We start from the raw sequence: 23,165 nt of genomic DNA, 5'->3' as shown, positions 1-23,165 counted from the left end.
CGCGGCGGTGGTCGACCAGGACGCGAACGCGCAGGCGGCGCGCGCGGCGAACCGCGCGACCAACCAGGTATCGGGGCAGGGGTCGACCGCACGCCGCTTCACGCCGTCCGCGCAGGCCGGCGGCGGCGCACCGGTGCCGGGCGGCCAGCCGCCGGGCGCGGTGCCGGCGATCCAGCCGCAGTTCCAGTTCCACCGTCCGCCGCAGCCGAACGTGTCGAACGAAGCGGCGCCGCCGGTCGGCCCGCAGGGTTCGGACACGCTGCAGAACCAGCCGCTCACCGCGCCGGCCCAGTCGCAGTAAGCGGCCGGCGTGCGGAACCGGGGCGGCATGCGCCGCCCGTCTTTAGATTTGTCGTGTAGAAAGCCATGAAGATTGCGATTGCCGGTGCCTCGGGCCGAATGGGCCGGATGCTGATCGAAGCCGTTCTCAACGATGCCGACGCGCAGCTCGTCGGTGCGCTCGACCGCGCCGGTTCGCCGTTTCTCGGCCAGGACGCCGGCGCGTTCCTCGGCAAGGAAACCGGGATCAAGCTGACCGACGATCTCGACGCGGTGTTCGCGCAGGCCGACTACCTGATCGACTTCACGCGCCCGGAAGGCACGCTCGCGCACGTCGAGGCCGCGCTGCGCCACGACGTGAAGCTCGTGATCGGCACGACCGGCTTCACCGCCGAGCAGAAGGCCGTGCTGCAGGCGGCGGCCGGCAGGATCGGCATCGTGTTCGCGGCGAACATGAGCGTCGGCGTGAACGTCACGCTGAAGCTGCTCGAGTTCGCGGCGAAGCACTTCTCGCACGGCTACGACATCGAGATCATCGAGGCGCACCATCGTCACAAGGTCGATGCGCCGTCGGGCACCGCGCTGATGATGGGCGAGGCCGTCGCCGGCGCGCTCGGCCGCTCGCTCGACGACTGCGCGGTGTACGGCCGCCACGGCGTGACGGGCGAGCGCGATCCGTCGACGATCGGCTTCGCGGCGGTGCGCGGCGGCGACATCGTCGGCGACCATACCGTGCTGTTCGCCGGGATCGGCGAGCGCATCGAGATCACGCACAAGTCGTCGAGCCGCGTGTCGTATGCACAGGGTGCGCTGCGGGCAGTTCATTTCCTGTCGGCGCACGGTGCCGGCCTGTTCGACATGCAGGACGTGCTCGGCCTGCGCTGACACCATGAGGGACCCCCGATGGCCATCCCCACCGGCGTAGTCCACTATCTCGAAAGCGGCGATGCGATTACGCACGCCGTCGCCTACGTACTGCTGGCGATGTCCATCGCCAGCTGGTGCTTCCTCCTGATGAAAGCCTGGCTGCTGGTGCGCGCGAAGCGGCAGGGGCCGCGCGCGCTCGCGGCGTTCTGGCACGCGCCGTCGCTCGATGCCGGCATCGCGGCGCTGAGCGGCGCCGATCGCGAGCGCGTGTTCGTGCCGCTCGCCGAAGCCGCGCGCGACGCGGCCGACGCGCACGATCCGGCCGCGCTGGGCGCGCGCGTCGAACGTACCGAGCGCGTGTTGCGCGCGCTGCGCCACGCGATGCTGCGCTCGCAGCGGCGCCTCGAGTTCGGCCAGGTGCTGCTCGCGTCGATCGGCAGCACCGCGCCGTTCGTCGGGCTGCTCGGCACCGTGTGGGGCATCTACCATGCGCTCGGCAGCATCGCCGCAAGCGGGCAGGCGCAGATCGAGAACGTCGCGGGGCCGGTCGGCGAGGCGCTGATCATGACCGCGTTCGGGCTCGTCGTCGCGATTCCGGCCGTGCTTGCGTACAACATCCTCGGGCGGCTCGTGCGGCAGCTCGCCGAGGAACTCGACGGCTTCGCGCGCGACCTGCACGTGTTCGTGTGCGCGCAGGACGCGTGACGCGCGGGAGGAGCGACCATGGCATTCGGCGGACTCGAGCACCACAAGACTTCCGCGCCGATGGCGGAGATCAACATGACGCCGCTGATCGACGTGATGCTGGTGCTGCTCGTGATCTTCATCATCACCGCGCCGCTGATGACGCACGCGATCCGGCTCGACCTGCCGAAGGTCGCGGCGAACGTCGCGCGCGACACGCCGCAGTCCGTCACGCTGTCGATCGACGACGCGGGCAAGCTGTACTGGGACGACACGCCGGTCGCGCTCGACGCGCTGCCGGCGCGCTTCCGTGCCGCCGCCGCGGGCGGCGCGCCGCCCGAGCTGCGGCTGCGCGCGTCGCGCGCGACGCGCTACGACGTGATCGCGCAGGTGATGGGCGACGCGCAGGCGGCCGGCCTCACGCGGATCGGCTTCGTGACCGACATGCCGGCGGCGGGCGCTGCCGCACCGGCGAGCCGCTGAGCGGAACGGGCAGGCAGCGCGCCGCGCGATCCGGCGCCCGCCGCGAGACCGGCCGTATGGGCCGGCGCGGACGGTATAATCACCGTTTTTCCCGGTTGGCGGATCTTTTCAGGTAACCCGGAATTTTCCAGGCTGCCCGGGCATGGCCCGGGTTACCCGGAAAATCTTCGGAAACCGTGGGCAGGCGCGGCCACCGCGAACCTGCCCGGCCGCCGGGCCAGCACGACTTTCGATCCACTCCGCGCGCGTCGTCGCGCCGCTTAAAGCCTAGTCCGAACCACACCATGCACGAGAGATACGTACCCGCCGACGTCGAAGCCGCCGCCCAGGGCGACTGGCGCGCAGCCGATGCCTACAAGACGCAGGAAGACGCGAACAAGCCGAAGTTCTACTGCGTGTCGATGCTGCCTTACCCGTCCGGCAAGCTGCACATGGGTCACGTGCGCAACTACACGATCAACGACGTGATGTACCGCTATCTGCGGATGAACGGCTACAACACGCTGATGCCGATGGGCTGGGACGCGTTCGGGATGCCGGCCGAGAACGCCGCGATGGCCAACGGCGTGCCGCCCGCGAAGTGGACCTACGACAACATCGACTACATGAAGGGCCAGATGCAGTCGATGGGCCTCGCGATCGACTGGTCGCGCGAGATCGCGACCTGCAAGCCCGATTACTACAAGTGGAACCAGTGGCTGTTCCTGAAGATGCTCGAGAAGGGTATCGCGTACAAGAAGACGGGCACCGTGAACTGGGATCCGGTCGACCAGACCGTGCTCGCGAACGAGCAGGTGATCGACGGCCGCGGCTGGCGCTCGGGCGCGCTGGTCGAGAAGCGCGAGATCCCGATGTACTACCTGCGCATCACGCAGTACGCGGATGAACTGCTGAACGATCTCGACGGCCTCGGCTGGCCCGAGCGCGTGAAGATCATGCAGCAGAACTGGATCGGCAAGAGCTTCGGCGTGAACTTCGGGTTCCCGTACGAGCTCGACGGCGAGAAGCAGCTGCTGCGCGTGTTCACGACGCGCGCCGACACGATCATGGGCGTCACGTTCTGCGCGATCGCGGCCGAGCATCCGCTCGCCACGCGCCTCGCGCAGGGCAAGCCGGAGCTGCAGGCGTTCATCGACGAATGCAAGCGCGGCGGCGTCGCGGAAGCCGACATGGCGACGATGGAGAAGAAGGGCGTCGCGACGGGCTTCACGGTCACGCACCCGCTGACGGGGGAGCCGGTCGAGGTGTGGGTCGGCAACTACGTGCTGATGAGCTACGGCGAAGGCGCGGTGATGGGCGTGCCGGGCCACGACGAGCGCGATTTCGCGTTCGCGAAGAAATACGGCCTGCCGATCAAGCAGGTGATCGCGGCCGAAGGCCAGACCTACTCGCTCGACGCGTGGCAGGAGTGGTACGGCGACAAGGACGTCGCGGTCTGCGTGAACAGCGGCAAGTACGACGGCCTCGCGTACGGCGCGGCCGTCGACGCGGTCGCGGCGGACCTGAAGGCGGGCGGCTTCGGCGACAAGCAGGTCACGTGGCGCCTGCGCGACTGGGGCATTTCCCGCCAGCGCTACTGGGGCACGCCGATTCCGATCATCCACTGCCCGTCGTGCGGCGACGTGCCGGTGCCCGAGCAGGACCTGCCCGTCGTGCTGCCGGAAGACCTCGTGCCGGACGGCTCGGGCAACCCGCTCGCGAAGTCCGAAGCGTTCCTGAACTGCACGTGCCCGAAGTGCGGCGCGGCCGCGAAGCGCGAGACCGACACGATGGACACCTTCGTCGATTCGTCGTGGTACTTCTCGCGCTACACGGCGCCGGACGCCGAGACCATGGTCGACGCGCGCACCGACTACTGGATGCCGATGGACCAGTACATCGGCGGCATCGAGCACGCGATCCTGCACCTGCTGTATTCGCGCTTCTGGACCAAGGTGATGCGCGACCTCGGCCTCGTGAAGTTCAGCGAGCCGGCGAAGAACCTGCTCACGCAGGGGATGGTGCTGAACGAGACGTTCTACCGCGAGGATGCGGCCGGCAAGAAGACCTGGTACAACCCGGCCGACGTGACGGTCACGCACGACGACAAGGGCCGCCCGGTCGGCGCGACGCTGAACGCGGACGGCCAGCCGGTCGTGCTCGGCGGCATCGAGAAGATGTCGAAGTCGAAGAACAACGGCGTCGATCCGCAGGTGCTGATCGACCAGTACGGCGCGGACACCGCGCGCCTGTTCACGATGTTCGCGGCGCCGCCCGAGCAGCAGCTCGAGTGGTCGGGCGCGGGCGTCGAAGGCGCGAGCCGCTTCCTGCGCCGCGTGTGGAGCTTCGGCTACGCGAACCGCGAAGGCCTCGCCGCGCGCGCGGGCTTCGACGCGGCCGCGCTCGGCGAAGCCGACAAGGCGCTGCGCCGCGAGATCTACAGCGTGCTGAAGCAGGCCGATTTCGACTACCAGCGCCTGCAGTACAACACGGTCGTGTCGGCCGCGATGAAGATGCTGAACGCGATCGACGGCGCGAAGGGCGCGACGCCCGGCGTGCTGCGCGAGACGTACGGCGTGCTGCTGCGCGTGCTGTATCCGGTCGTGCCGCACGTGACGTTCGAGCTCTGGAAGGCGCTCGGCTATGCGGACGAATTCGGCCCGCTGCTCGACGCGCCGTGGCCGAAGGTCGACGAGGCCGCGCTCGAACAGGCGGAGATCGAACTCGTGCTGCAGGTGAACGGCAAGGTGCGCGGCGCGCTGAAGGTCGCGAAGGACGCGAGCCGCGAGGCCATCGAGGCCGCGGCGCTCGCCGACGACGCGTTCGCGAAGTTCGGCGAAGGCAAGCCGGCGAAGAAGATCGTCGTCGTGCCGGGCCGTCTCGTGAACATCGTCGTCTGACGGCCGCCGGCCGTCGGGTGCACACAGAAGGAGCGAAGGTGATCCGCAGATCGTTTTTGATGCTCGTCGGCAGCGCGGTCGCGCTGTCGGCATGCGGTTTCCAGTTGCGCGGCCAGCAGGACTACGCGTTCAAGCGCCTGCTGATCGCGGGCGCGCCGGCGGCCGTGTCGGCGCGGCTGACGCGGCTCGTCGAGGCCGGCAGCGACACGAAGATCGTCAAGTCGCCGAACGACGCCGACGCGGTGCTGCGCATGTGGGAGTCGCGCGGCCAGAATACGCTGACGCTCAACCAGTACGGTTCCGCGCAGGAGTACGCGCTGTTCTATACGCTGAACTACACGCTGACGAGCAAGGACGGCACCGTGCTGATCCCGCCGAGCGCGATCGCGCTGAACCGCGCGATGACGTACAGCGACCAGTACACGAACGCGAAGGCGCAGGAAGCCGACATCCTGTACGGCGACATGCAGAACGACGCGGTCGACCAGCTGATGCGGCGTCTCGCGATCGTGCATTCGCTGACGCCGGCGCCGGAGGACGTGGTGCCGGGCGTTGCGCCGCGCGCGCCGCTGCCGCCGCCGCCGCTTTGATCCTCGGCGCACGCACCGATGCAATTGCGACTTGATGCACTGGAGCCGCACCTCGCGAAGGGGTTGGCCGGGCTCTACACCGTGTACGGCGACGAGCCGCTGCTCGCGCAGGAAGCGTGCGACCGCATTCGCGCGGCCGCGCGCGCGGCCGGCTTCACCGAGCGTTCGGTGCATACGGTCGAGCGCGGCTTCGACTGGAGCGTGCTGCTCGGCGCGACGCAGGCGATGTCGCTGTTCGGCGAGCGCCAGCTGATCGAGCTGCGCATTCCGTCGGGCAAGCCCGGCAAGGAAGGCGCCGACGCGCTGAAGACGCTTGCCGCCACGCCGAATCCCGATGCGCTGATGCTCGTCACGCTGCCGCGTCTCGACGCGGCGACGCAGAAGTCCGCATGGTTCACCGCGCTGTCGAACGGCGGCGTCGCGCTGAAGATCGATCCGGTCGACCGCGCGCAGCTGCCGAACTGGATCGGCCAGCGGCTCGCGATGCAGGGTCAGCGCGTCGCGCCCGGCGACGACGGGCGGCGCGCGCTGCAGTTCATCGCGGAGCGCGTCGAGGGCAACCTGCTCGCCGCGCACCAGGAAATCCAGAAGCTCGGACTGCTCTATCCGCAGGGCGCGCTGTCGTTCGAGCAGGTGCACGACGCCGTGCTGAACGTCGCACGCTACGACGTGTTCAAGCTGAACGAAGCGATGCTCGCCGGCGACGCCGCGCGGCTCGCGCGGATGATCGACGGGCTGAAGGGCGAGGGCGAGGCGATCGTGCTCGTGATGTGGGCCGTCGTCGAGGAACTGCGCACGCTGCTGCGGATCAAGCGCGGCGCGAACGCCGGCAAGCCGCTGGCGACGCTGCTGCGCGAGAACCGCGTGTGGGGCCCGCGCGAGCGGCTGATCGGCCCCGCGCTGAACCGCGTGTCCGAAGCCGTGCTCGAGAAGGCGCTCGCGTTCGCCGCGAAGCTCGACCGGCAGGTGAAGGGCCTCACGGCCGTCACGCCGGGCCGCCGCACGCAGGACGAGCCGCCGCCCGATCCGTGGGACGGGCTGTTCCAGCTCGCGATGACGGTCGCGGGCGCCCACGGCGAGCGACCGCCGACCGCGGGTCGCGTGCGGCGTTAAGTCCCGTTCGGGCCTTCAGCGCGCGCCGGGCAACCCGCATACAATGCTTCGAAAAGTGGGGCCGCCCCACGCTTTCTCCACGAATTCACGCCGCCGAGCGCGGCTCGCTTCTCGAGTCACATGATGGATATCGATCAGTACATGACCGACCTGGGCCGCCGCGCCCGGCATGCTTCCCGTGCGATGGCGCGCGCCAGCACGGCCGCGAAGAACGCGGCGCTCGAAGCCGTGGCGCACGCGATCGAACGCGATGCGCAGGCGCTGAAGGATGCGAATGCGCGCGACGTCGCGCGCGCCCGCGAAAAGGGGCTCGATGCAGCGTTCGTCGATCGCCTGACGCTGTCGGACAAGGCGCTGAAGACGATGGTCGAAGGGCTGCGCCAGGTCGCGTCGCTGGCCGATCCGATCGGCGAGATCGGCAATCTCAAGTTCCGCCCGAGCGGGATCCAGGTCGGCCAGATGCGCGTGCCGCTCGGCGTGATCGGCATCATCTACGAATCGCGCCCCAACGTGACGATCGACGCGGCCGCGCTGTGCCTGAAGTCGGGCAACGCGACGATCCTGCGCGGCGGCTCCGAGGCGCTCGAATCGAACACCGCGCTCGCCAAGCTGATCGGCGAGGGACTTGCCGCGGCCGGCCTGCCGCAGGATGCGGTGCAAGTCGTCGAGACCGCCGACCGCGCGGCGGTCGGCAAGCTGATCACGATGACCGAATACGTCGACGTGATCGTGCCGCGCGGCGGCAAGAGCCTGATCGAGCGCCTGATCAACGAGGCGCGCGTGCCGATGATCAAGCACCTCGACGGCATCTGCCACGTGTACGTCGACGATCGCGCGGATCTCGACAAGGCGCTGACCGTCTGCGACAACGCGAAGACGCATCGCTACGGCACCTGCAACACGATGGAGACGCTGCTCGTCGCGAGCGGCATCGCGGCGAAGGTGCTGCCGCTGCTCGGCAAGGTCTATCGCGACAAGCAGGTCGAACTGCGCGTCGACGCGGCCGCGCGCGCCGTGCTTGCCGAAGCCGGCATCGGCCCGCTCGTCGATGCGACCGAGGACGACTGGCACACCGAGTATCTCGCGCCGGTGCTCGCGATCAAGGTCGTCGACGGGCTCGACGCGGCGATCGAACACATCAACCATTACGGCTCGCACCACACCGATGCGATCGTCACCGAGGATTACGACCGTGCGATGCGTTTCCTGCGCGAAGTCGATTCGGCGAGCGTGATGGTCAATGCGTCGACGCGCTTCGCGGACGGCTTCGAATTCGGCCTCGGCGCGGAAATCGGCATTTCGAACGACAAGCTGCACGCGCGCGGCCCGGTCGGCCTCGAAGGGCTGACGTCGCTGAAGTACGTGGTGCTCGGGCACGGCGAAGGCCGGCAGTAACGTAGAACACAAAGCACAAAACGAGGCGCACAACCGATGGCAATGCTCTGGGTCAAGACGTTCCATATCGTTCTGATTGCCGCGTGGTTCGCGGGGCTGTTCTACCTGCCGCGCATCTACGTGAACCTCGCGATGGAGACCGATCCGGCTGCGGTGCGGCGCCTGCTGCTGATGGCGCGCAAGCTGTTCCGCTTCATGACGATGATCGCGGTGCCGGCGCTGGCCTGCGGGCTGTGGCTGTGGCTCGTGATCGGCATTGGCCAGGGGCAGGGCTGGATCCACGCGAAGGTGACGGTCGTGCTGCTGCTGGTGATCTACCACGCGTACTGCGGGCATCTGCTGAAGGTGTTCGAGCGCGGCGAGAACCGCCGCACCGACAAGTGGTATCGCGTGTTCAACGAACTGCCGGTGCTCGGCATGCTGATCGCGGTCGCGCTGGTCGTGATCAAGCCGTTCTGAGCGAATGCGCTGGAGAACCCGCCGGCGGCGCGGCCCGCTTGCCTGTCATTGCGCAACGGCGTCCCTCGGGGCGCCGTTTGTCGTATACGACGCCGGCGGCGGCTAGTCCTTCGCGCCGTCGTCGATCCGGCGGCGCGTGATCGCTTCCTTCGCGCGGCCGACGCGCTCCATCAGTGCGGGGCCGCGCGACAGCGCGACGCCGACCGCCAGGATGTCGCCGATCGCCAGATGCGACATCCGCGACGTCATCGGCGAGAACACGTCGGTTTCCTCGGCGATGTTCGATGCGAGGCTGACCGTCGCGAGCTTCGCGAGCGGCGAATGGCTGTGCGTGATCGCGACGACTTTCGCGCCGCATGCGAGCGCCGCGCGCGCGGCGTCGACGATGTCGCGCGTGCGGCCCGTGTTCGAGATCGCGACGACGACGTCCTGCGGCCCGAGCAGCGCGGCCGACATCGAGAACGTATGCGGGTCCGAATACGCGACGCTCGGTACGCCGAGCCGGAAGAACTTGTGCTGGATGTCCTGCGCGGCGATGCCCGAGCCGCCCGCACCGTAGAACTCGATGCGCGATGCATTCGACAACAGCGCGATCGCCTCGGCGACGCTGCCCGCCGACAGGCTGTTGCGCACTTCGATCAGCGCGCCGATCGTGCGGTCGAACACCTTGCCGATGATGCCGGGCGCGGGCTCGTCGGGCTCGACGTCGCGATACACGGACGACACGCCCGGCGCGACGCTCTGCGCGAGCCGGATCTTGAATTCGCGAAAGCCGCTGCAGCCGAGCGCCTGGCAGAAGCGCGCGATGGTCGGCTGGCTGACGCCCGCGCGCGTCGACAGTTCGGTCATCGCGAGGTCGAGCACCTCGCGCGGCGCGGCGAGGATGTAGTCGGCAAGCTTGCGCTCGGACGGGCGGAGTTCGGCGCGGATCGCTTCGATGCGGGGCAGCATGGGACGGCAGATGGAAATCGGGTTCGGATGAGCGAGTGTATCGCAATCGAATTGTAGAAAATCTACATGAAAATACTAGCGGGAATAGACGATCTTCCTCGCGACGGTCGTCACGCTCATTAGGGTTTTCACTAGTTATAGCCTTGATGCTGGCGGGAATGAGGGTTGCGGCCGGTTCGATCTGCATTGCGTGCTTGTAGTTTTTCTACTAGACTGCCTTCGTTCGGTCGACGCACTCGACCGTCCCCACGATTCCAACCGCCGGCGTCGGCCGGCATACAGGAGCGCCCAGCATGACGTCGCTGCATCCCACCCTGGCGAAGGTCACCGAACGCGTGATCGCCCGCAGCCAATCGACCCGTTCCGCCTATCTGCAGCGCATCGACGGCGCGCAGGGCAAGTTCCCGGCGCGCGGCGCGCTGTCGTGCGCGAACCTCGCGCACGGTTTCGCGGGGCTCGAGGGCAGCGACAAGTTCGCGATCAAGGCGATCCGCGAGCCGAACATCGGCATCGTGTCCTCCTATAACGAGATGCTGTCCGCGCACGCGCCGTACAAGGATTTCCCCGACATCATCAAGGCCGCCGCGCGCGAGAACGGCGGCGTCGCGCAATTCGCGGGCGGCGTGCCGGCCATGTGCGACGGCGTCACGCAGGGCAATCCGGGGATGGAGCTGTCGCTGTTTTCGCGCGAGGCGATCGCGATGGGCACCGCGATCGCGCTCACGCACAACATGTTCGACGCGGCGCTGTGCCTCGGCATCTGCGACAAGATCGTGCCGGGCCTGCTGATCGGCGCGCTGCAGTTCGGCCACCTGCCGACGATCTTCGTGCCGGCCGGCCCGATGACGAGCGGCCTGTCGAACGACGACAAGGCGAAGATCCGCCAGCAGTTCGCGACCGGCCAGGTCGGCCGCGACGCGCTGCTCGAAGCCGAATCGGCCGCGTATCACGGCCACGGCACCTGCACGTTCTACGGCACCGCGAACAGCAACCAGATGCTGATGGAGCTGATGGGGCTGCACCTGCCGGGCTCGGCGTTCGTCCACCCGCATACGCCGCTGCGCACCGCGCTGACGGCCGAAGCCGCGCGCCGCGTGCTCGACCTGACGGTCGAGCGCGGCCAGTACACGCCGATCGGCCATGTGGTCGACGAGAAGGCGATCGTCAACGGCATCGTCGCGCTGCTCGCGACGGGCGGATCGACCAACCACACGCTGCACCTCGTCGCGATCGCGCGCGCGGCCGGCATCCTGATCGACTGGAACGACTTCGACGAGCTGTCGGCCGTCGTGCCGCTGCTCGCGAAGATCTACCCGAACGGCAAGGCGGACGTGAACCATTTCCATGCCGCGGGCGGCGTCGCGTTCCTGGTGCGCAACCTGCTCGAAGGCGGGCTGCTGCACGAAGACGTGACGACGGTCGCCGGCAAGGGGCTGTCGCACTACACGAAGGAGCCGAAGCTGCTCGACGGCAAGCTGACGTGGGTCGACGGCGCGGCCGAAAGCCACGACACCAAGGTGCTGCGCGGCATCCGCGACCCGTTCCAGCCGGACGGCGGCCTGCGCCTGATGCAGGGCCGGCTCGGCCGCGGCGTGATCAAGATTTCGGCGGTCGCGCCCGAGCACCGCAAGGTGACGGCGCCCGCGATCGTGTTCGATTCGCAGGAAGCCGTGCAGGAGGCGTTCGATCGCGGCGAGCTGAAGCGCGATTTCGTCGCGGTCGTGCGCTTCCAGGGCGCGCGCGCGAACGGGATGCCCGAACTGCACCGTTTGACGCCGCTGCTCGGCGTGCTGCAGGATCAGGGCTTCCACGTCGCACTCGTCACCGACGGGCGCATGTCGGGCGCGTCGGGCAAGGTGCCGGCCGTGATCCACGTGTCGCCGGAAGCGCTGCTGGCCGGTCCGATCGGCAAGGTGCAGACCGGCGACACGCTCGTGATCGACGCGGAAGCCGGCGTGCTCGACATCGAGATCGACGACGCGCAATGGGCGGCGCGCCTGGTCGCGCAGCCGCAGCATCAGGCCGACAACGAAGTCGGGTTCGGGCGCGAGCTGTTCGGCGTGTTCCGCGCGGCGGCCGCACCGGCCGAGCAGGGCGCATCGGTTTTCGGGACGCTGGTCGGCGAGACGGCCGCCCGCGTCGCCGCGTAATTTCAAAGGTTCAAGGAGAAGCATCGATGAAGACGATTGGCGAAATCGTGAAGCTGGGCCCGGTGATTCCGGTGCTCGCATTCGACTCGGTCGAGCAGGGCGAACACGTGTCGCGCGCGTTGCACGCGGGCGGCGTGAAGGTGCTCGAGATCACGCTGCGCACGCCGGCCGGCCTAGAGGCGATCCAGCGTGCGAGCCAGCTCGCGGACGACATCGTCGTCGGCGTCGGCACGATCACGAAGCCCGAGCACTGCGAACAGGCCAAGCGCGCGGGCGCGAAGTTCGGCGTGTCGCCGGGCCTGACGAAGGAACTGCACCTCGCGTCGCTCGACGCGGGCCTGCCGCTGCTGCCGGGCGTGATGACGCCGAGCGACATCATCCAGGCGCTCGACTTCGGCTACGAGATCGTCAAGTTCTTCCCCGCGCAGCAGGCCGGCGGCGTGCCGATGCTGCAGGCGTTCCACGGTCCGTTCCCGACGCTGAAGTTCTGCCCGACCGGCGGCATCTCGGCCGATACCGCGCCGAATTTCCTGAAGCTGCCGAACGTCGTGTGCGTCGGCGGTTCGTGGCTTACGCCGAAAGCCGCGCTTGCCGTGCAGGACTGGGCCGAAGTCACGCGTCTCGCGCAAGCGGCCAGCCAGCTGCCCCGCTAAGGCTTGTACGAAACGGCAGTTTCACCCTCGGAAGACGAGCGCTTAGTGCTTGTTTTCCGAGGGTTTTTGCTGATGGAACCGGTTCTATCCGCGCGCCGTAAAGATAAGTAAAATTCAGCGTCCCGACCGGCAGGGGTTCCCCCGCTGTTTCGGAGACCTGCGCAGCCGGGCATACTCGCGTCAATCCGCGTCCGGTTCGAATAATCCCAAGGAGGAGTGCCACATGGGGGCTGTCCAAGGCAGCATGCTGCTCGTATTCACGCTGATCGCGATCGCCGCGCTGATCCTGATGATCGCGCGCTTCAAGATCTACCCGTTCCTGGTGCTGATCATCGTGTCGCTGGGTCTTGGCCTGGCCGTCGGCATGCCGATGGACAAGATCGTCAAGTCGTTCGAGACGGGCACGGGCGGCACGCTCGGCCACATTGCGATCGTCGTCGGCCTCGGCACGATGCTCGGCAAGATGATGGCCGAATCGGGCGGCGCCGAACGGATCGCGACCACGCTGATCGACTGGTTCGGTGAGAAGAACATCCACTGGGCGATGATGTTCGTCGCGATCATCGTCGGCCTGCCGGTGTTCTTCGAAGTCGGCTTCGTGCTGCTGATCCCGATCGCGTTCAACGTCGCGAAGCGCACCGGCAAGTCGTTGCTCGTCGTCGGCCTGCCGATGGTGGCCGGCCTGTCCGTCGTGCACGGGCTGATCCCGCCGCACCCGGCCGCGCTGCTGGCCGTCCAGCAATACGGCGCCGACATCGGCAAGACGATCGCGTTCGGCCTGATCGTCGGCGTGCCGACCGCGATCATCGCGGGCCCGGTGTTCGCACTGACGATCTCGAAGTTCGTGAAGCTGCCGGAAAACAACCCGCTCGCCGCGCAGTTCGTCGACACGCACGCGGACGGCAAGCGGCGCGAACTGCCGGGCTTCGGCATCACGCTGTTTACGATCCTGCTGCCGGTCGTGCTGATGCTCGTCGGCAGCTGGGCCGACCTGGTGTTCGCGCCGAAATCGCTGCCGAACAACCTGCTGCGCTTTGCCGGCAACTCGGACGTCGCGCTGCTGATCGCGGTGCTGGTGAGCTTCTTCACGTTCGGCAAGCTGCAGGGCTTCAACCGCGACCAGATCCAGAAGTTCTGCGGCGAGTGCCTGGCACCGATCGCCGGGATCACGCTGATCGTCGGCGCGGGCGGCGGCTTCGGCGGCGTCCTGCGCGACAGCGGGATCTCGCAGCAGATCGTCGAAACCGCGAAGCACGCGCACCTGTCGCCGCTGCTGCTCGGCTGGTTCGTCGCGGCGCTGATGCGTCTCGCGACGGGTTCGGCGACGGTCGCGATGACGACGGCCTGCGGCATCGTCGCGCCGATCGCGGCGGCGGCCGGCACGGCGGTCAGCCCGGAGCTGTTGGTGCTCGCCACCGGCTCGGGCTCGCTGATTTTCTCGCACGTGAACGACGGCGGTTTCTGGCTGATCAAGGAATATTTCGGGATGACGGTCGGCCAGACGTTCAAGACGTGGTCGTTGCTCGAAACGATCATCTCGGTGCTTGGCCTCGGTTTCACGCTGGCGTTGAGCATGGTTCTGTAACAAGGGGTAGTCAATGATTCTGATCGCAATGGGCGTGTCGGGCGCGGGCAAATCGCGAATCGGCGAGATGCTGGCGGAACGCCTGTCGTGCAGCTTTACCGACGGTGACGCGTTTCACAGCGCGGCGAACAAGGAAAAGATGCACCACGGCATTCCGCTGACCGACGACGACCGCTGGCCGTGGCTGCGCGCGATTCGCGAGGCCATCGAGGCCAAGCAGCGCGCGGGCGAGACGGCGGTGTTCACGTGCTCGTCGCTGAAACGCTCGTATCGCGACGTGCTGCGCGGCAACGACACCGACGTGCGGTTCGTGTATCTGAAGGGTTCGTTCGAGGTATTGCGCGAGCGCCTGAAGGACCGCACCGGCCACTTCTTCGATCCGTCGCTGCTGCAGAGCCAGCTCGACACGCTCGAGGAGCCGGGCCCGGACGAAGCGATCGAGGTCAGCATCGAGCTGACGCCCGAACAGATCGTCGATCAGGTGATGGTGAAGATCGGGTTCGCGCAGCAGCAGTGACGGTGGGGCGGGAGGTCGATCCCGCTGAAACCGGGTGATACGCCGATGCCAAGGGGCCGAGTCCTGTTTTTACGGGGCTCGGCTCTTTTCGTTTGGATGCGTTCGGTTGCGGATTCGAATGGAGCGGGGGGGGGCGCGCCGTGCTTGCCGCGAAGTATCGACTCGTATCGAAATCAGCTTTCGGCGCGAGGAATCTTGCTGAATTTCCCGCCAGTGACCCATCCGCTGCCGGAGTCGCACCTGACCTTGGTGTACATGTCGACCTTGCCCGCCATGTCCATTCCGGGTTCGCAGTGTTCCGATGGTTGAAGGTAGAAGACGACTTTTCCGTCGATGCTGTCGTAAACCGGGATGCGATCCTGCGCGATCCAGGTTTCGTCGGGATGCGACGAGCAGCCGATCACCAGAATCGACAGCAATGAAATGACGCTACTGCTTCGGATAGACATGTTCGGCAACCAGTCGTCGTGAGCGCTTCAATCCTGTCATGAGGTCGGCGGGGGAGACGGTTTCCCCAAAGGACCAACGAGGATCGTGCGCTTGTATTCCGGCTTCTTGAAGTACTTCGGCGATATTGGAAGAACAACTGTTCCCGAACAGAGAGTATGGTTCATTGGCGGCGATCCGCCGATTGATCGCGGCCAGAATCTTCTGTTTTTCTTGAGCGGTCACCTTCAGTGTGTAACCCCATGAATCGCGTTGCATGCTGACTTGTTGTCGGCGCAGATACCGCTCCTTTGTATCTATGTCCCAACCGCCCGGTGCTCGTCCGTATTCTCGTCCATCGACGATAATGGCGGTGTGACCAAACTGTGATCCTCTCGAAATTAGTCGTGAATCGCTGATTATAATTTCGACTGTTTCATGTTTCGTATTAACGAGGAGCTCCTTTGGATCGGAGTCGGAAGCGACGGTGGTGTTTTTGATCGCGGCCTTGATTAGTAAGGCGCCGGATCTGGAGATGATTGTATCCATTTAAATATAGATGTGCACGGTTTCGGATTCGGTTGTCGACGAAAGAAGATGGGTGCATCCGTCGCGGTCTGTCACGCCGTGCTCAACTGTGCCGTTCGAACGTAAAATCGCGTATTCCTTGTTTACGAGGGGATTGCCTGTTGCATGGTCATATAGTTTGAATCGATCGTTGAGGCGTGGTGGCTCGGTTGACGCGCTGGACGATCCTCTCTCTACGCCGGGCTCAATTTTAGTGATCGTGCTACCCGAAAGCGACATAAAGCCAGTGCTTTGTGATGCAAGAAGGCGAGGTGCTGGAGAGCATTTGCAGATGCATAGATCGTCGCTCAGTGCAATTTGCTTTCCATTCAAGAGCATAGTTCGATAAGGTGGAATGTTTTCGATTGTTCCCACCGTTTGGCAAGCAGGGCAAGATACTTGTGCGCCTGCATAGGCAACCGCTTTGCCGTGATGCTTGAATGAATCTTTTCCCTGTAATACCGTGCCACCAGAAGTTGTTTTATCTCCAATTCTAATAAAATATCTCTCCATGAAACTCTCCCGTTGATCTGTGGGTGAAGTTTGCCATGGGATTTATTGAGGTGCTTGGCATGCAATGCTGAGAACGTTGCGAACTGTGAATGAGGTTAAGTGGCGCGTTCAAAATTTATGGAGCGTGAATGCGTGTTCGGTCGTTGGTGCGTTGGGACATTGACGATGTGTGGAGGAAATCTCAAAGTTGCTTTTCGAGATGTGAAGGCTAGTGCTTTTTAGTGGTTCAAAGCCAAGGCGGGATATTTTCAAGATGTATTGAAAATATCCCGCCAAAATTTCTCGATGCGTTTAATCTGGAGTGGATGTGGCAGTTCCGGGACGAAGCTTGCTCCAGACCTCGGCGACGAGTCGCTTCAACCCGCCTCACCGCCCCCCGCCTGCCGCGCAATCCCGTCGAGCAGCACGTCGAGCATCGTCTCGTGCACCACGGCCGGGTCGAGCGTCGCATAAAGCGGCGCGGCCGACTTGACGAGCGGATGCCCGGCATCGGACAGCGCGTCCATTTCCGCCAGCTCGACGTCGTTCGCGGCCCGCGTGAGCCCGCCTGCCTCGGCCGCGGCGAGCCCGATCACGCTCGCATACCAGCCGACGCACACGGTCGGCAGCGCCGCGTGCGGGATCCCGGCATCGACCAGCGCGCGATGCACGGCCTCGACGTGCGCGAGATCGGCCGGCCCCGTGCTCATGTGGCGCTGCAGGAAGCCGAACGCGACCGGACGGGCCAGCGCGAGCGACCGGTACTGGCGCGCGAGGTCGCGCAGCCGCTCGCGCCACGGCAGTGTGGCATCGACCGGCACCAGCGAGCGCGACAGCGCATTCGCGATCGCGCGGCTCAGGCCTTCCTTCGACTTGAAGTGGTACAGCACGCTCATCGGGTCGCAGCCGATCGACTGCGCGAGCTTGCGCACGCTGAACGCGGCTTCGCCGACTTCTTCGAGCAGCGCGAGCGCAGCGGCGACGATCGCGTCCTTGTCGAGGCCGCGCGGGCCCTGGGCGGGTTTGTCTTTCATCGAGGTGGCGCGGCGGCCGGGATGGACCGACCGTAAGCTTGACGAAAGTATATTCTACACTGTAGAATTATTTCTGCGGTGTAGAAATTGGGTGTCCCGGCACCTTTCAATGCGTGCTTCTCGCACGGTCCGGGATCCAGGCGGCACGAGCGTGCCCGCCGTCAACACGGGCGCGTCGCGCCCCTTCTTCCGTTGACACCCAAGTGGAACCGGCTGCCCCACCCGCGAAGCCAGAACGGCTCTTCGACAGGCGGCCCAAGACCATGCAAGTGCAAACATGATCTCCCGACAACCCCTGATCCAGGGCGAATCGCGTTTCGAGCAAACGCAACTGACTATCGAAAAAGACAACTGGAACTGGTGCGATCCGGCCCGTTACGACGGCGAGCGTCCGGCCAACTGGTACGAGGCGTCGCTGTCGCGTCATGCGAACAGCGCGCCGCTCGCGCAAGACGCGGTGTGCGACGTGCTCGTGATCGGCGCCGGGCTGCTCGGCGCGTCGGCCGCGCTGCATCTCGCGGAAGCGGGCGTCGACACGATCCTCGTCGACAAGCACCACGTCGGCTCGGCCGCATCGGGCCGCAACGGCGGCCAGCTCACGCCCGGCCTCGCGCGCTGGGAAGCGGCCGACATGATCGATCACCTGTCGCACGACGATGCGAAGCGGCTGTGGCGCTTCGCGTCGACCGAGTCGATGGACCTGATCGACGCGATCGGCGCGCGCTATGCGCTCGATCTCGATCGCCGGCGCGGCCACGTGACGGCGGCCGTCCATCCCGGCCACATGAGCGCGCTGCTCGACGGCGCGGATGCGCGCCGCCATCTCGGCGACGCGGGCGTGACGCTGGTCGGCAGGCATCAGCTGCACGACGAATACGTGCGCTCGGGGCTGTATTACGGTGCGGCGGTCGACGCGATCGGCGGGCAGATCCATCCGCTCGCGCTGGTGCGCGGCCTCGTGCACGGCTTCCGGCTGAACGGCGGCGCGCTGTACGAGGGCACCGAGGTGCTGGAGCTCGACGAGACGCCGGCGGGCGTCGTCGCGACGACGCCGGGCGGCACGATCACCGCGCGCAAGGGCGTCGTGCTCGCGCTGCACAACACGACGTTCCGCCTGCTCGACGACGGCGCGGCGACGACCGTGCCGTTCTTCACGTACGTGAGCGTGACGGCGCCGCTCGACGTCGACGTCGCGACGCTGATGCCGGCCGGCATGCCGGTGTACGACACGCAGTTCCAGATCGACTACTACCGGCCGGTGCGCGGCAACCGGCTGCTGTTCGGCGGGCAGGGCACCGGCAGCTGCTGGGCGCAGCCCGACGTGAACGCGTATCTGCTCACGCGGCTGAACACGGTGTTTCCGCAATACGACGACCGCTTCGCGCTCGACTACAGCTGGAGCGGCGTCAGCGACTTCACGCTGAACGGCGCGACCGACAGCCGCAAGACGGACGGCCGCGTGCCGGTCTACATGGTGCAGGGCTGGAGCGGGCACGGCGTCGCGCAGACGGTGCGGATCGGCAAGGCGATCTGCGACGATTTCGTCGGACGCAACGACGACTTCTCGATGCTGACCGGCATCGACCATCGCGAGATTCCGCTCGGCCGGCAGTTGTCGCCGATCGCGATTCCGGCCGCGAAGGCCGCGATGAGCGTGATGAGTGCGCTGAATCCGGGGAAGATGATCTCGTTCTGATTCGGACGGTACGGCGCGGCCGGCGCGCAAGCGTTGGCGCCGGAAACGAAAACGCCCGATGCGATGCATCGGGCGTTTGCTTTTGCGCGCTTGGAGCGGGCGGCAGCGCCGCCACGGCGAGCGCGACGCGAAACCGCGTTACGCGATCCGTTTCGCGAGTTCGACCGCCTTGCCGATATACGACGCGGGCGTCATCGCGAGCAGGCGATCCTTCGCATCCTGCGGAATCGCGAGCGTGCCGACGAATTCCTGCAGCGCTTCGCGCGTGATGCCCTTGCCGCGCGTCAGCTCCTTCAACTGCTCGTACGGGTTCTCGATGCCGTAGCGGCGCATCACGGTCTGCACCGGCTCGGCGAGCACTTCCCAGCAGTTGTCGAGGTCTTCGTTCAGGCGCTGCGGGTTCACCTCGAGCTTGTCGAGGCCGCGGATCAGCGAGTCGTACGCGAGCAGCGAGTAGCCGAGCGCGACGCCCATGTTGCGCAGCACGGTCGAGTCGGTCAGGTCGCGCTGCCAGCGCGACACCGGCAGCTTGTCGGCGAGGTGGCGCAGCGTCGCGTTCGCGAGGCCGAGGTTGCCTTCCGAGTTCTCGAAGTCGATCGGGTTGACCTTGTGCGGCATCGTCGACGAGCCGATTTCGCCGGCCTTCGTCTTCTGCTTGAAGTAGCCGACCGAGATGTAGCCCCACACGTCGCGGTCGAGGTCGAGCAGGATCGTGTTCGCGCGGGCCACCGCGTCGAACAGCTCGGCCATGTAGTCGTGCGGTTCGATCTGGATCGTGTACGGGTTGAACGTGAGCTTCAGGCGGTTCTCGATCACGTCGCGCGAGAACGCTTCCCAGTCGAATTCCGGATACGCGGACAGGTGCGCGTTGAAGTTGCCGACCGCGCCGTTCATCTTGCCGAGAATCTCGACCTTCTCGATGCGCGCGATCGCGCGTTCGAGGCGCGCGGCGACGTTCGCGAGTTCCTTGCCGAGCGTCGTCGGGCTGGCCGGCTGGCCGTGCGTGCGCGACAGCATCGGCTGCTCGGCGAGCGCATGCGCGAGCGCGACGAGGCGCTGGTGGACCGTGCGCAGCGCCGGCACGATCACGTGCTCGCGCGCGCCGGCGAGCATCATCCCGTGCGACGTGTTGTTGATGTCTTCCGACGTGCACGCGAAGTGGATGAACTCGCTGGCCTTCTCGAGTTCGGCCTGGCCCTTCACCGATTCCTTCAGCCAGTATTCGACGGCCTTCACGTCGTGGTTCGTCACGCGCTCGATTTCCTTGATGCGCGCGGCGTCGTGCGCGGTGAAGCGCTCGGCGAGCTGCAGCAGGAACTGTTCGGACGCTTCCGAGAAGCGCGGGACTTCCGCGAAGCCGGCACGCGACAGCGCGATCAGCCAGTGCACCTCGACGGTGACGCGGTGGCGCATGAAGGCGGCTTCGGAGAGCCAGTCGCGCAGCGCTTCGGTCTTGCTGGCGTAGCGGCCGTCGATGGGCGAGAGCGCGGTGAGGGCGAAAAGCGTATCGGGACGAGTGTCGGACATGATCGGGCGGGCCTTGGGGCCGGGTCGAGCGAGGGGGAAGGAGAATCCGGCATTTTACCATCGGCGCGCGACGATTCCTGGCGCGGGCGGCCGGTGCGCGCCGCGGCCTGCCTTTGCCGCGCCGAGGGTGTCCTTGCACCGCGGCCGCGGCGGCCGTGCGCGGCGCCGCCGGCCGCGTCCGCGCGCCGGTAAAATGCCGGCTTCTCCCCGATCGCCGCCCGCCGCGCGCGCCCCGTATGGAACTGAAATGGCTGGAAGACTTCGTCTCGCTCGCGGAGACGCGCAGCTTTAGCCGGTCCGCCGAACTGCGGCACGTGTCGCAGCCGGCGTTTTCGCGGCGCATCCAGGCGCTCGAGGCGTGGCTCGCGACCGAACTGATCGATCGTTCGGTCTATCCGACCCGGCTCACGCAGGCCGGCCAGATCTTCTACGAGCAGGCGCTGACGATGCTGTCGCAGGCGCACGAGGCGCGCACGCTACTGCGCGGCCACGTCGGCGCGCCGGTGCCGACCATCGAGTTCGCGGTGCCGCACACGCTGTCGCTCACGTACTTCCCGCGCTGGCTGCAGCGCATCGAGGCGAAGATGGGCCAGGTCCATACGCGGCTGCGCGCGCTGAACGTGCACGACGCGGTGCTGTCGCTCGTCGAGGGCGGCTGCGACCTCGTGATGGGCTACCACCATCCGAGCCATCCGGTCGCGCTCGACCCGGCGCGCTACGACATGCTGATCCTCGGCAGCGAGCCGATCAGCGCGTTCTCGGCGCCCGGCCGCGCGGGGCGGCCGCGCTACACGCTGCCGGGCACGGCCGACGCGCGCGTGCCGTATCTGTCGTATACGCCGAACGCGTATCTCGGCCGGATGACCGAGGTGATCGTCGCGAATGCGCCGACGCCGCTGTTTCTCGACCGCGTATACGAAACCGACATGGCCGAAGGGCTGAAGGCGATGGCGCTCGCGGGCCACGGCGTCGCGTTCCTGCCGCACAGCGCGGTCGAGGATGCGGTGGCCGGCGGCCGGTTGATCCGCCTCGACCGGGCGGTGCGCGGCGGCGCGCAGCCGTTCACGCTGACGATGGAGATCCGCCTCTACTGCGACAAGCTCGCGCTGCAGGGCGACGAGCCGCGCCAGAAGCTTGTGCGCGCGCTGTGGGAGGTGGTGCGCGACGAGCTGCGCGAAACGGCGGGTTAACCGCCGGCGGTTAACCGGGCCCTCGATCGCGAGCCGGCTGACGGCGAGCTTGCAGCGCCTGTCAGCCGGCTGTCCGGCGGTCGGCGCGCGCACGACGCGCGCCGTTTTTCGCGCCCGCGATGCACGATCGATCGCGGCCGTTCTTGCGCAAATCGACCGCGGATTTGCGAAAAATCGCGATCATGCAAGAAACGCATAATCGAATAAGCAAACGGCATTGGATAAAAAAAACGGGTTTTTCGACAATGTGCGCAATCCGTTGAACGTTGGAGCATCCATGTCTTCGCAACAGCAGTCCATCCCGTCCTACCTGCACGCCGACGATCTCGGCCCGTGGGGCAACTACCTTCAGCAGGTCGATCGCGTCGCGCCGTACCTCGGTTCGCTGTCGCGCTGGCTCGAAACGCTGAAGCGTCCGAAGCGCATCCTGATCGTCGACGTGCCCATCGAGCTCGACAACGGTACCGTCGCGCACTTCGAGGGCTATCGCGTGCAGCACAACGTGTCGCGCGGCCCGGGCAAGGGCGGCGTGCGATACCACCAGGACGTGACGCTGTCGGAAGTGATGGCGCTGTCCGCATGGATGTCGGTGAAGAACGCGGCCGTGAACGTGCCGTACGGCGGCGCGAAGGGCGGTATCCGCGTCGACCCGCGCAAGCTGTCGCGCGGCGAGCTCGAGCGCGTGACGCGCCGCTACACCAGCGAAATCGGCATCATCATCGGCCCGAACACCGACATTCCGGCGCCGGACGTCAACACCAACGAACAGGTGATGGCGTGGATGATGGACACCTTCTCGATGAACCAGGGCCAGACGTCGACCGGCGTCGTGACCGGCAAGCCGATCTCGCTCGGCGGTTCGCTCGGCCGCAAGGAAGCGACCGGCCGCGGCGTGTTCGTGGTCGGCTGCGAAGCGGCGAAGAAGAAGGGCCTCGAGATCGAAGGCGCGCGCATCGCGGTGCAGGGCTTCGGCAACGTCGGCGGCATCGCGGCGAAGCTGTTCCAGGAAGCGGGCTCGAAGGTGATCGCGGTGCAGGATCACACCGGCACGATCTACCAGCCGGCCGGCCTCGACGCGAACAAGCTGCTCGACCACGTGGGCCGCACCGGCGGCGTCGCGGGCTTCGAGGGCGCGGAACCGATGCCGAACGACGAGTTCTGGACGGTCGAGACCGACATCCTGATCCCGGCGGCACTGGAAAACCAGATCACCGAGAAGAACGCGTCGAAGATCCGCACGAAGATCATCGTCGAAGGCGCGAACGGCCCGACCACGACGGCGGCCGACGACATCCTGAGCGCGAACGGCGTGCTCGTGATCCCCGACGTGATCGCGAATGCGGGCGGCGTGACCGTGTCGTATTTCGAATGGGTGCAGGATTTCTCGAGCTTCTTCTGGACCGAGGACGAGATCAACCACCGCCTCGAGCGCGTGATGCGCGAAGCGTTCGCCGGCGTGTGGGCGGTCGCGGAAGAGCACAAGGTGTCGGTGCGCACCGCGGCGTTCATCGTCGCGTGCAAGCGCATCCTGATGGCGCGCGAAATGCGCGGCCTGTACCCCTGATCGGCGTCGCGGTCGTACGCGGCCCGTTGATTTCGATCAAGCGATGACGCAATCCATCCGATTG

General features: G+C 66.6%; 21 protein-coding genes and 1 pseudogene. 16 read left to right on the top strand and 6 right to left on the bottom strand.

Annotated elements, in window-relative coordinates; genetic code table 11:
* From BST28156_RS23505 to BST28156_RS23465, 9 genes and pseudogenes are all read left to right on the top strand, one after another.
* A pseudogene (locus BST28156_RS23505) lies at positions 1-301 on the top strand (outer membrane protein assembly factor BamE); the annotation flags it as partial.
* A 65-nt stretch (positions 302-366) separates the two neighbouring features.
* Positions 367-1,164, top strand: a complete 798-nt coding sequence (dapB, locus tag BST28156_RS23500) for a 4-hydroxy-tetrahydrodipicolinate reductase (protein ID WP_060244928.1) — start codon at positions 367-369, stop codon at positions 1,162-1,164.
* An 18-nt stretch (positions 1,165-1,182) separates the two neighbouring features.
* Positions 1,183-1,851: a MotA/TolQ/ExbB proton channel family protein gene (locus BST28156_RS23495; protein ID WP_060244930.1), complete on the top strand. Its 669-nt coding sequence runs from the start codon at positions 1,183-1,185 to the stop codon at positions 1,849-1,851.
* Between the two features lie 18 nt (positions 1,852-1,869).
* Complete coding sequence (locus BST28156_RS23490) at positions 1,870-2,313, top strand: ExbD/TolR family protein (protein WP_060244933.1); 444 nt, start codon at positions 1,870-1,872, stop codon at positions 2,311-2,313.
* 284 nt (positions 2,314-2,597) lie between these two features.
* Complete coding sequence (gene leuS / locus BST28156_RS23485) at positions 2,598-5,192, top strand: leucine--tRNA ligase (RefSeq protein ID WP_174903467.1); 2,595 nt, start codon at positions 2,598-2,600, stop codon at positions 5,190-5,192.
* Positions 5,193-5,230: 38 nt separating this feature from the next.
* On the top strand, positions 5,231-5,782 hold the full coding sequence (locus BST28156_RS23480; protein ID WP_040128712.1) for an LPS-assembly lipoprotein LptE: 552 nt from the start codon (positions 5,231-5,233) through the stop codon (positions 5,780-5,782).
* 18 nt (positions 5,783-5,800) lie between these two features.
* Complete coding sequence (holA, locus tag BST28156_RS23475; protein ID WP_060244936.1) at positions 5,801-6,895, top strand: DNA polymerase III subunit delta; 1,095 nt, start codon at positions 5,801-5,803, stop codon at positions 6,893-6,895.
* 123 nt (positions 6,896-7,018) lie between these two features.
* Positions 7,019-8,290, top strand: coding sequence for a glutamate-5-semialdehyde dehydrogenase (locus BST28156_RS23470; protein WP_174903469.1), 1,272 nt, complete (start codon positions 7,019-7,021; stop codon positions 8,288-8,290).
* A gap of 36 nt (positions 8,291-8,326) precedes the next feature.
* A complete protein-coding gene (locus BST28156_RS23465; RefSeq protein WP_144397729.1) occupies positions 8,327-8,749 on the top strand; it encodes a CopD family protein in 423 nt (140 codons plus the stop codon).
* 102 nt (positions 8,750-8,851) lie between these two features.
* Here the strand turns inward: BST28156_RS23465 and BST28156_RS23460 are convergent, their stop codons facing one another.
* The gene (locus tag BST28156_RS23460) at positions 8,852-9,700 is read right to left on the bottom strand and encodes a MurR/RpiR family transcriptional regulator (protein ID WP_009688050.1); all 849 of its coding nucleotides are present in this window, start codon (positions 9,698-9,700) and stop codon (positions 8,852-8,854) included.
* 293 nt (positions 9,701-9,993) lie between these two features.
* On the opposite strand from BST28156_RS23460, the gene edd reads away from it, so the two are divergent.
* From edd to BST28156_RS23440, 4 genes are all read left to right on the top strand, one after another.
* Complete coding sequence (edd, locus tag BST28156_RS23455; protein WP_174903466.1) at positions 9,994-11,850, top strand: phosphogluconate dehydratase; 1,857 nt, start codon at positions 9,994-9,996, stop codon at positions 11,848-11,850.
* Positions 11,851-11,876: 26 nt separating this feature from the next.
* Positions 11,877-12,503: a bifunctional 4-hydroxy-2-oxoglutarate aldolase/2-dehydro-3-deoxy-phosphogluconate aldolase gene (eda, locus tag BST28156_RS23450; protein ID WP_174903465.1), complete on the top strand. Its 627-nt coding sequence runs from the start codon at positions 11,877-11,879 to the stop codon at positions 12,501-12,503.
* A 223-nt stretch (positions 12,504-12,726) separates the two neighbouring features.
* Positions 12,727-14,088, top strand: a complete 1,362-nt coding sequence (locus BST28156_RS23445; RefSeq protein ID WP_009688053.1) for a GntP family permease — start codon at positions 12,727-12,729, stop codon at positions 14,086-14,088.
* A gap of 13 nt (positions 14,089-14,101) precedes the next feature.
* Positions 14,102-14,605 carry a gluconokinase gene (locus BST28156_RS23440; RefSeq protein WP_040126642.1) on the top strand — a complete coding sequence of 168 codons (504 nt, stop codon included), beginning with the start codon at positions 14,102-14,104 and terminating at the stop codon, positions 14,603-14,605.
* A gap of 173 nt (positions 14,606-14,778) precedes the next feature.
* Here the strand turns inward: BST28156_RS23440 and BST28156_RS23435 are convergent, their stop codons facing one another.
* From BST28156_RS23435 to BST28156_RS23420, 4 genes are all read right to left on the bottom strand, one after another.
* On the bottom strand, positions 14,779-15,054 hold the full coding sequence (locus tag BST28156_RS23435) for a hypothetical protein (protein WP_059516741.1): 276 nt from the start codon (positions 15,052-15,054) through the stop codon (positions 14,779-14,781).
* Positions 15,035-15,580 carry a lipoprotein N-acyltransferase Lnb domain-containing protein gene (locus BST28156_RS23430; RefSeq protein ID WP_081074447.1) on the bottom strand — a complete coding sequence of 182 codons (546 nt, stop codon included), beginning with the start codon at positions 15,578-15,580 and terminating at the stop codon, positions 15,035-15,037. The genes BST28156_RS23435 and BST28156_RS23430 overlap by 20 nt, the downstream gene beginning before the upstream one ends.
* Entirely contained in the window at positions 15,581-16,111 is a 531-nt protein-coding gene (locus tag BST28156_RS23425; RefSeq protein ID WP_174903464.1) for a PAAR domain-containing protein, read from the bottom strand.
* Between the two features lie 356 nt (positions 16,112-16,467).
* Positions 16,468-17,124, bottom strand: a complete 657-nt coding sequence (locus BST28156_RS23420; protein WP_174903463.1) for a TetR/AcrR family transcriptional regulator — start codon at positions 17,122-17,124, stop codon at positions 16,468-16,470.
* Positions 17,125-17,401: 277 nt separating this feature from the next.
* Here BST28156_RS23420 and BST28156_RS23415 point away from each other — a divergent pair, with 277 nt between their 5' ends.
* Entirely contained in the window at positions 17,402-18,820 is a 1,419-nt protein-coding gene (locus BST28156_RS23415; RefSeq protein ID WP_174903462.1) for an NAD(P)/FAD-dependent oxidoreductase, read from the top strand.
* 138 nt (positions 18,821-18,958) lie between these two features.
* Here the strand turns inward: BST28156_RS23415 and purB are convergent, their stop codons facing one another.
* A complete protein-coding gene (purB, locus tag BST28156_RS23410) occupies positions 18,959-20,347 on the bottom strand; it encodes an adenylosuccinate lyase (RefSeq protein WP_009687894.1) in 1,389 nt (462 codons plus the stop codon).
* Between the two features lie 236 nt (positions 20,348-20,583).
* Here purB and BST28156_RS23405 point away from each other — a divergent pair, with 236 nt between their 5' ends.
* Both BST28156_RS23405 and BST28156_RS23400 read left to right on the top strand, forming a co-directional pair.
* Positions 20,584-21,537, top strand: coding sequence for a LysR substrate-binding domain-containing protein (locus BST28156_RS23405; protein WP_060244942.1), 954 nt, complete (start codon positions 20,584-20,586; stop codon positions 21,535-21,537).
* A 277-nt stretch (positions 21,538-21,814) separates the two neighbouring features.
* Positions 21,815-23,101, top strand: coding sequence for a Glu/Leu/Phe/Val family dehydrogenase (locus BST28156_RS23400; protein WP_060244943.1), 1,287 nt, complete (start codon positions 21,815-21,817; stop codon positions 23,099-23,101).
* The last annotated feature ends 64 nt before the right edge of the window (positions 23,102-23,165 follow it).

The sequence above is a fragment of the Burkholderia pseudomultivorans genome (genome assembly GCF_902499075.1).
Taxonomy (GTDB): domain Bacteria; phylum Pseudomonadota; class Gammaproteobacteria; order Burkholderiales; family Burkholderiaceae; genus Burkholderia; species Burkholderia pseudomultivorans.
Note: the sequence above shows the minus strand (reverse complement) of the source record. Positions and strands in the feature narration are given on the sequence as shown.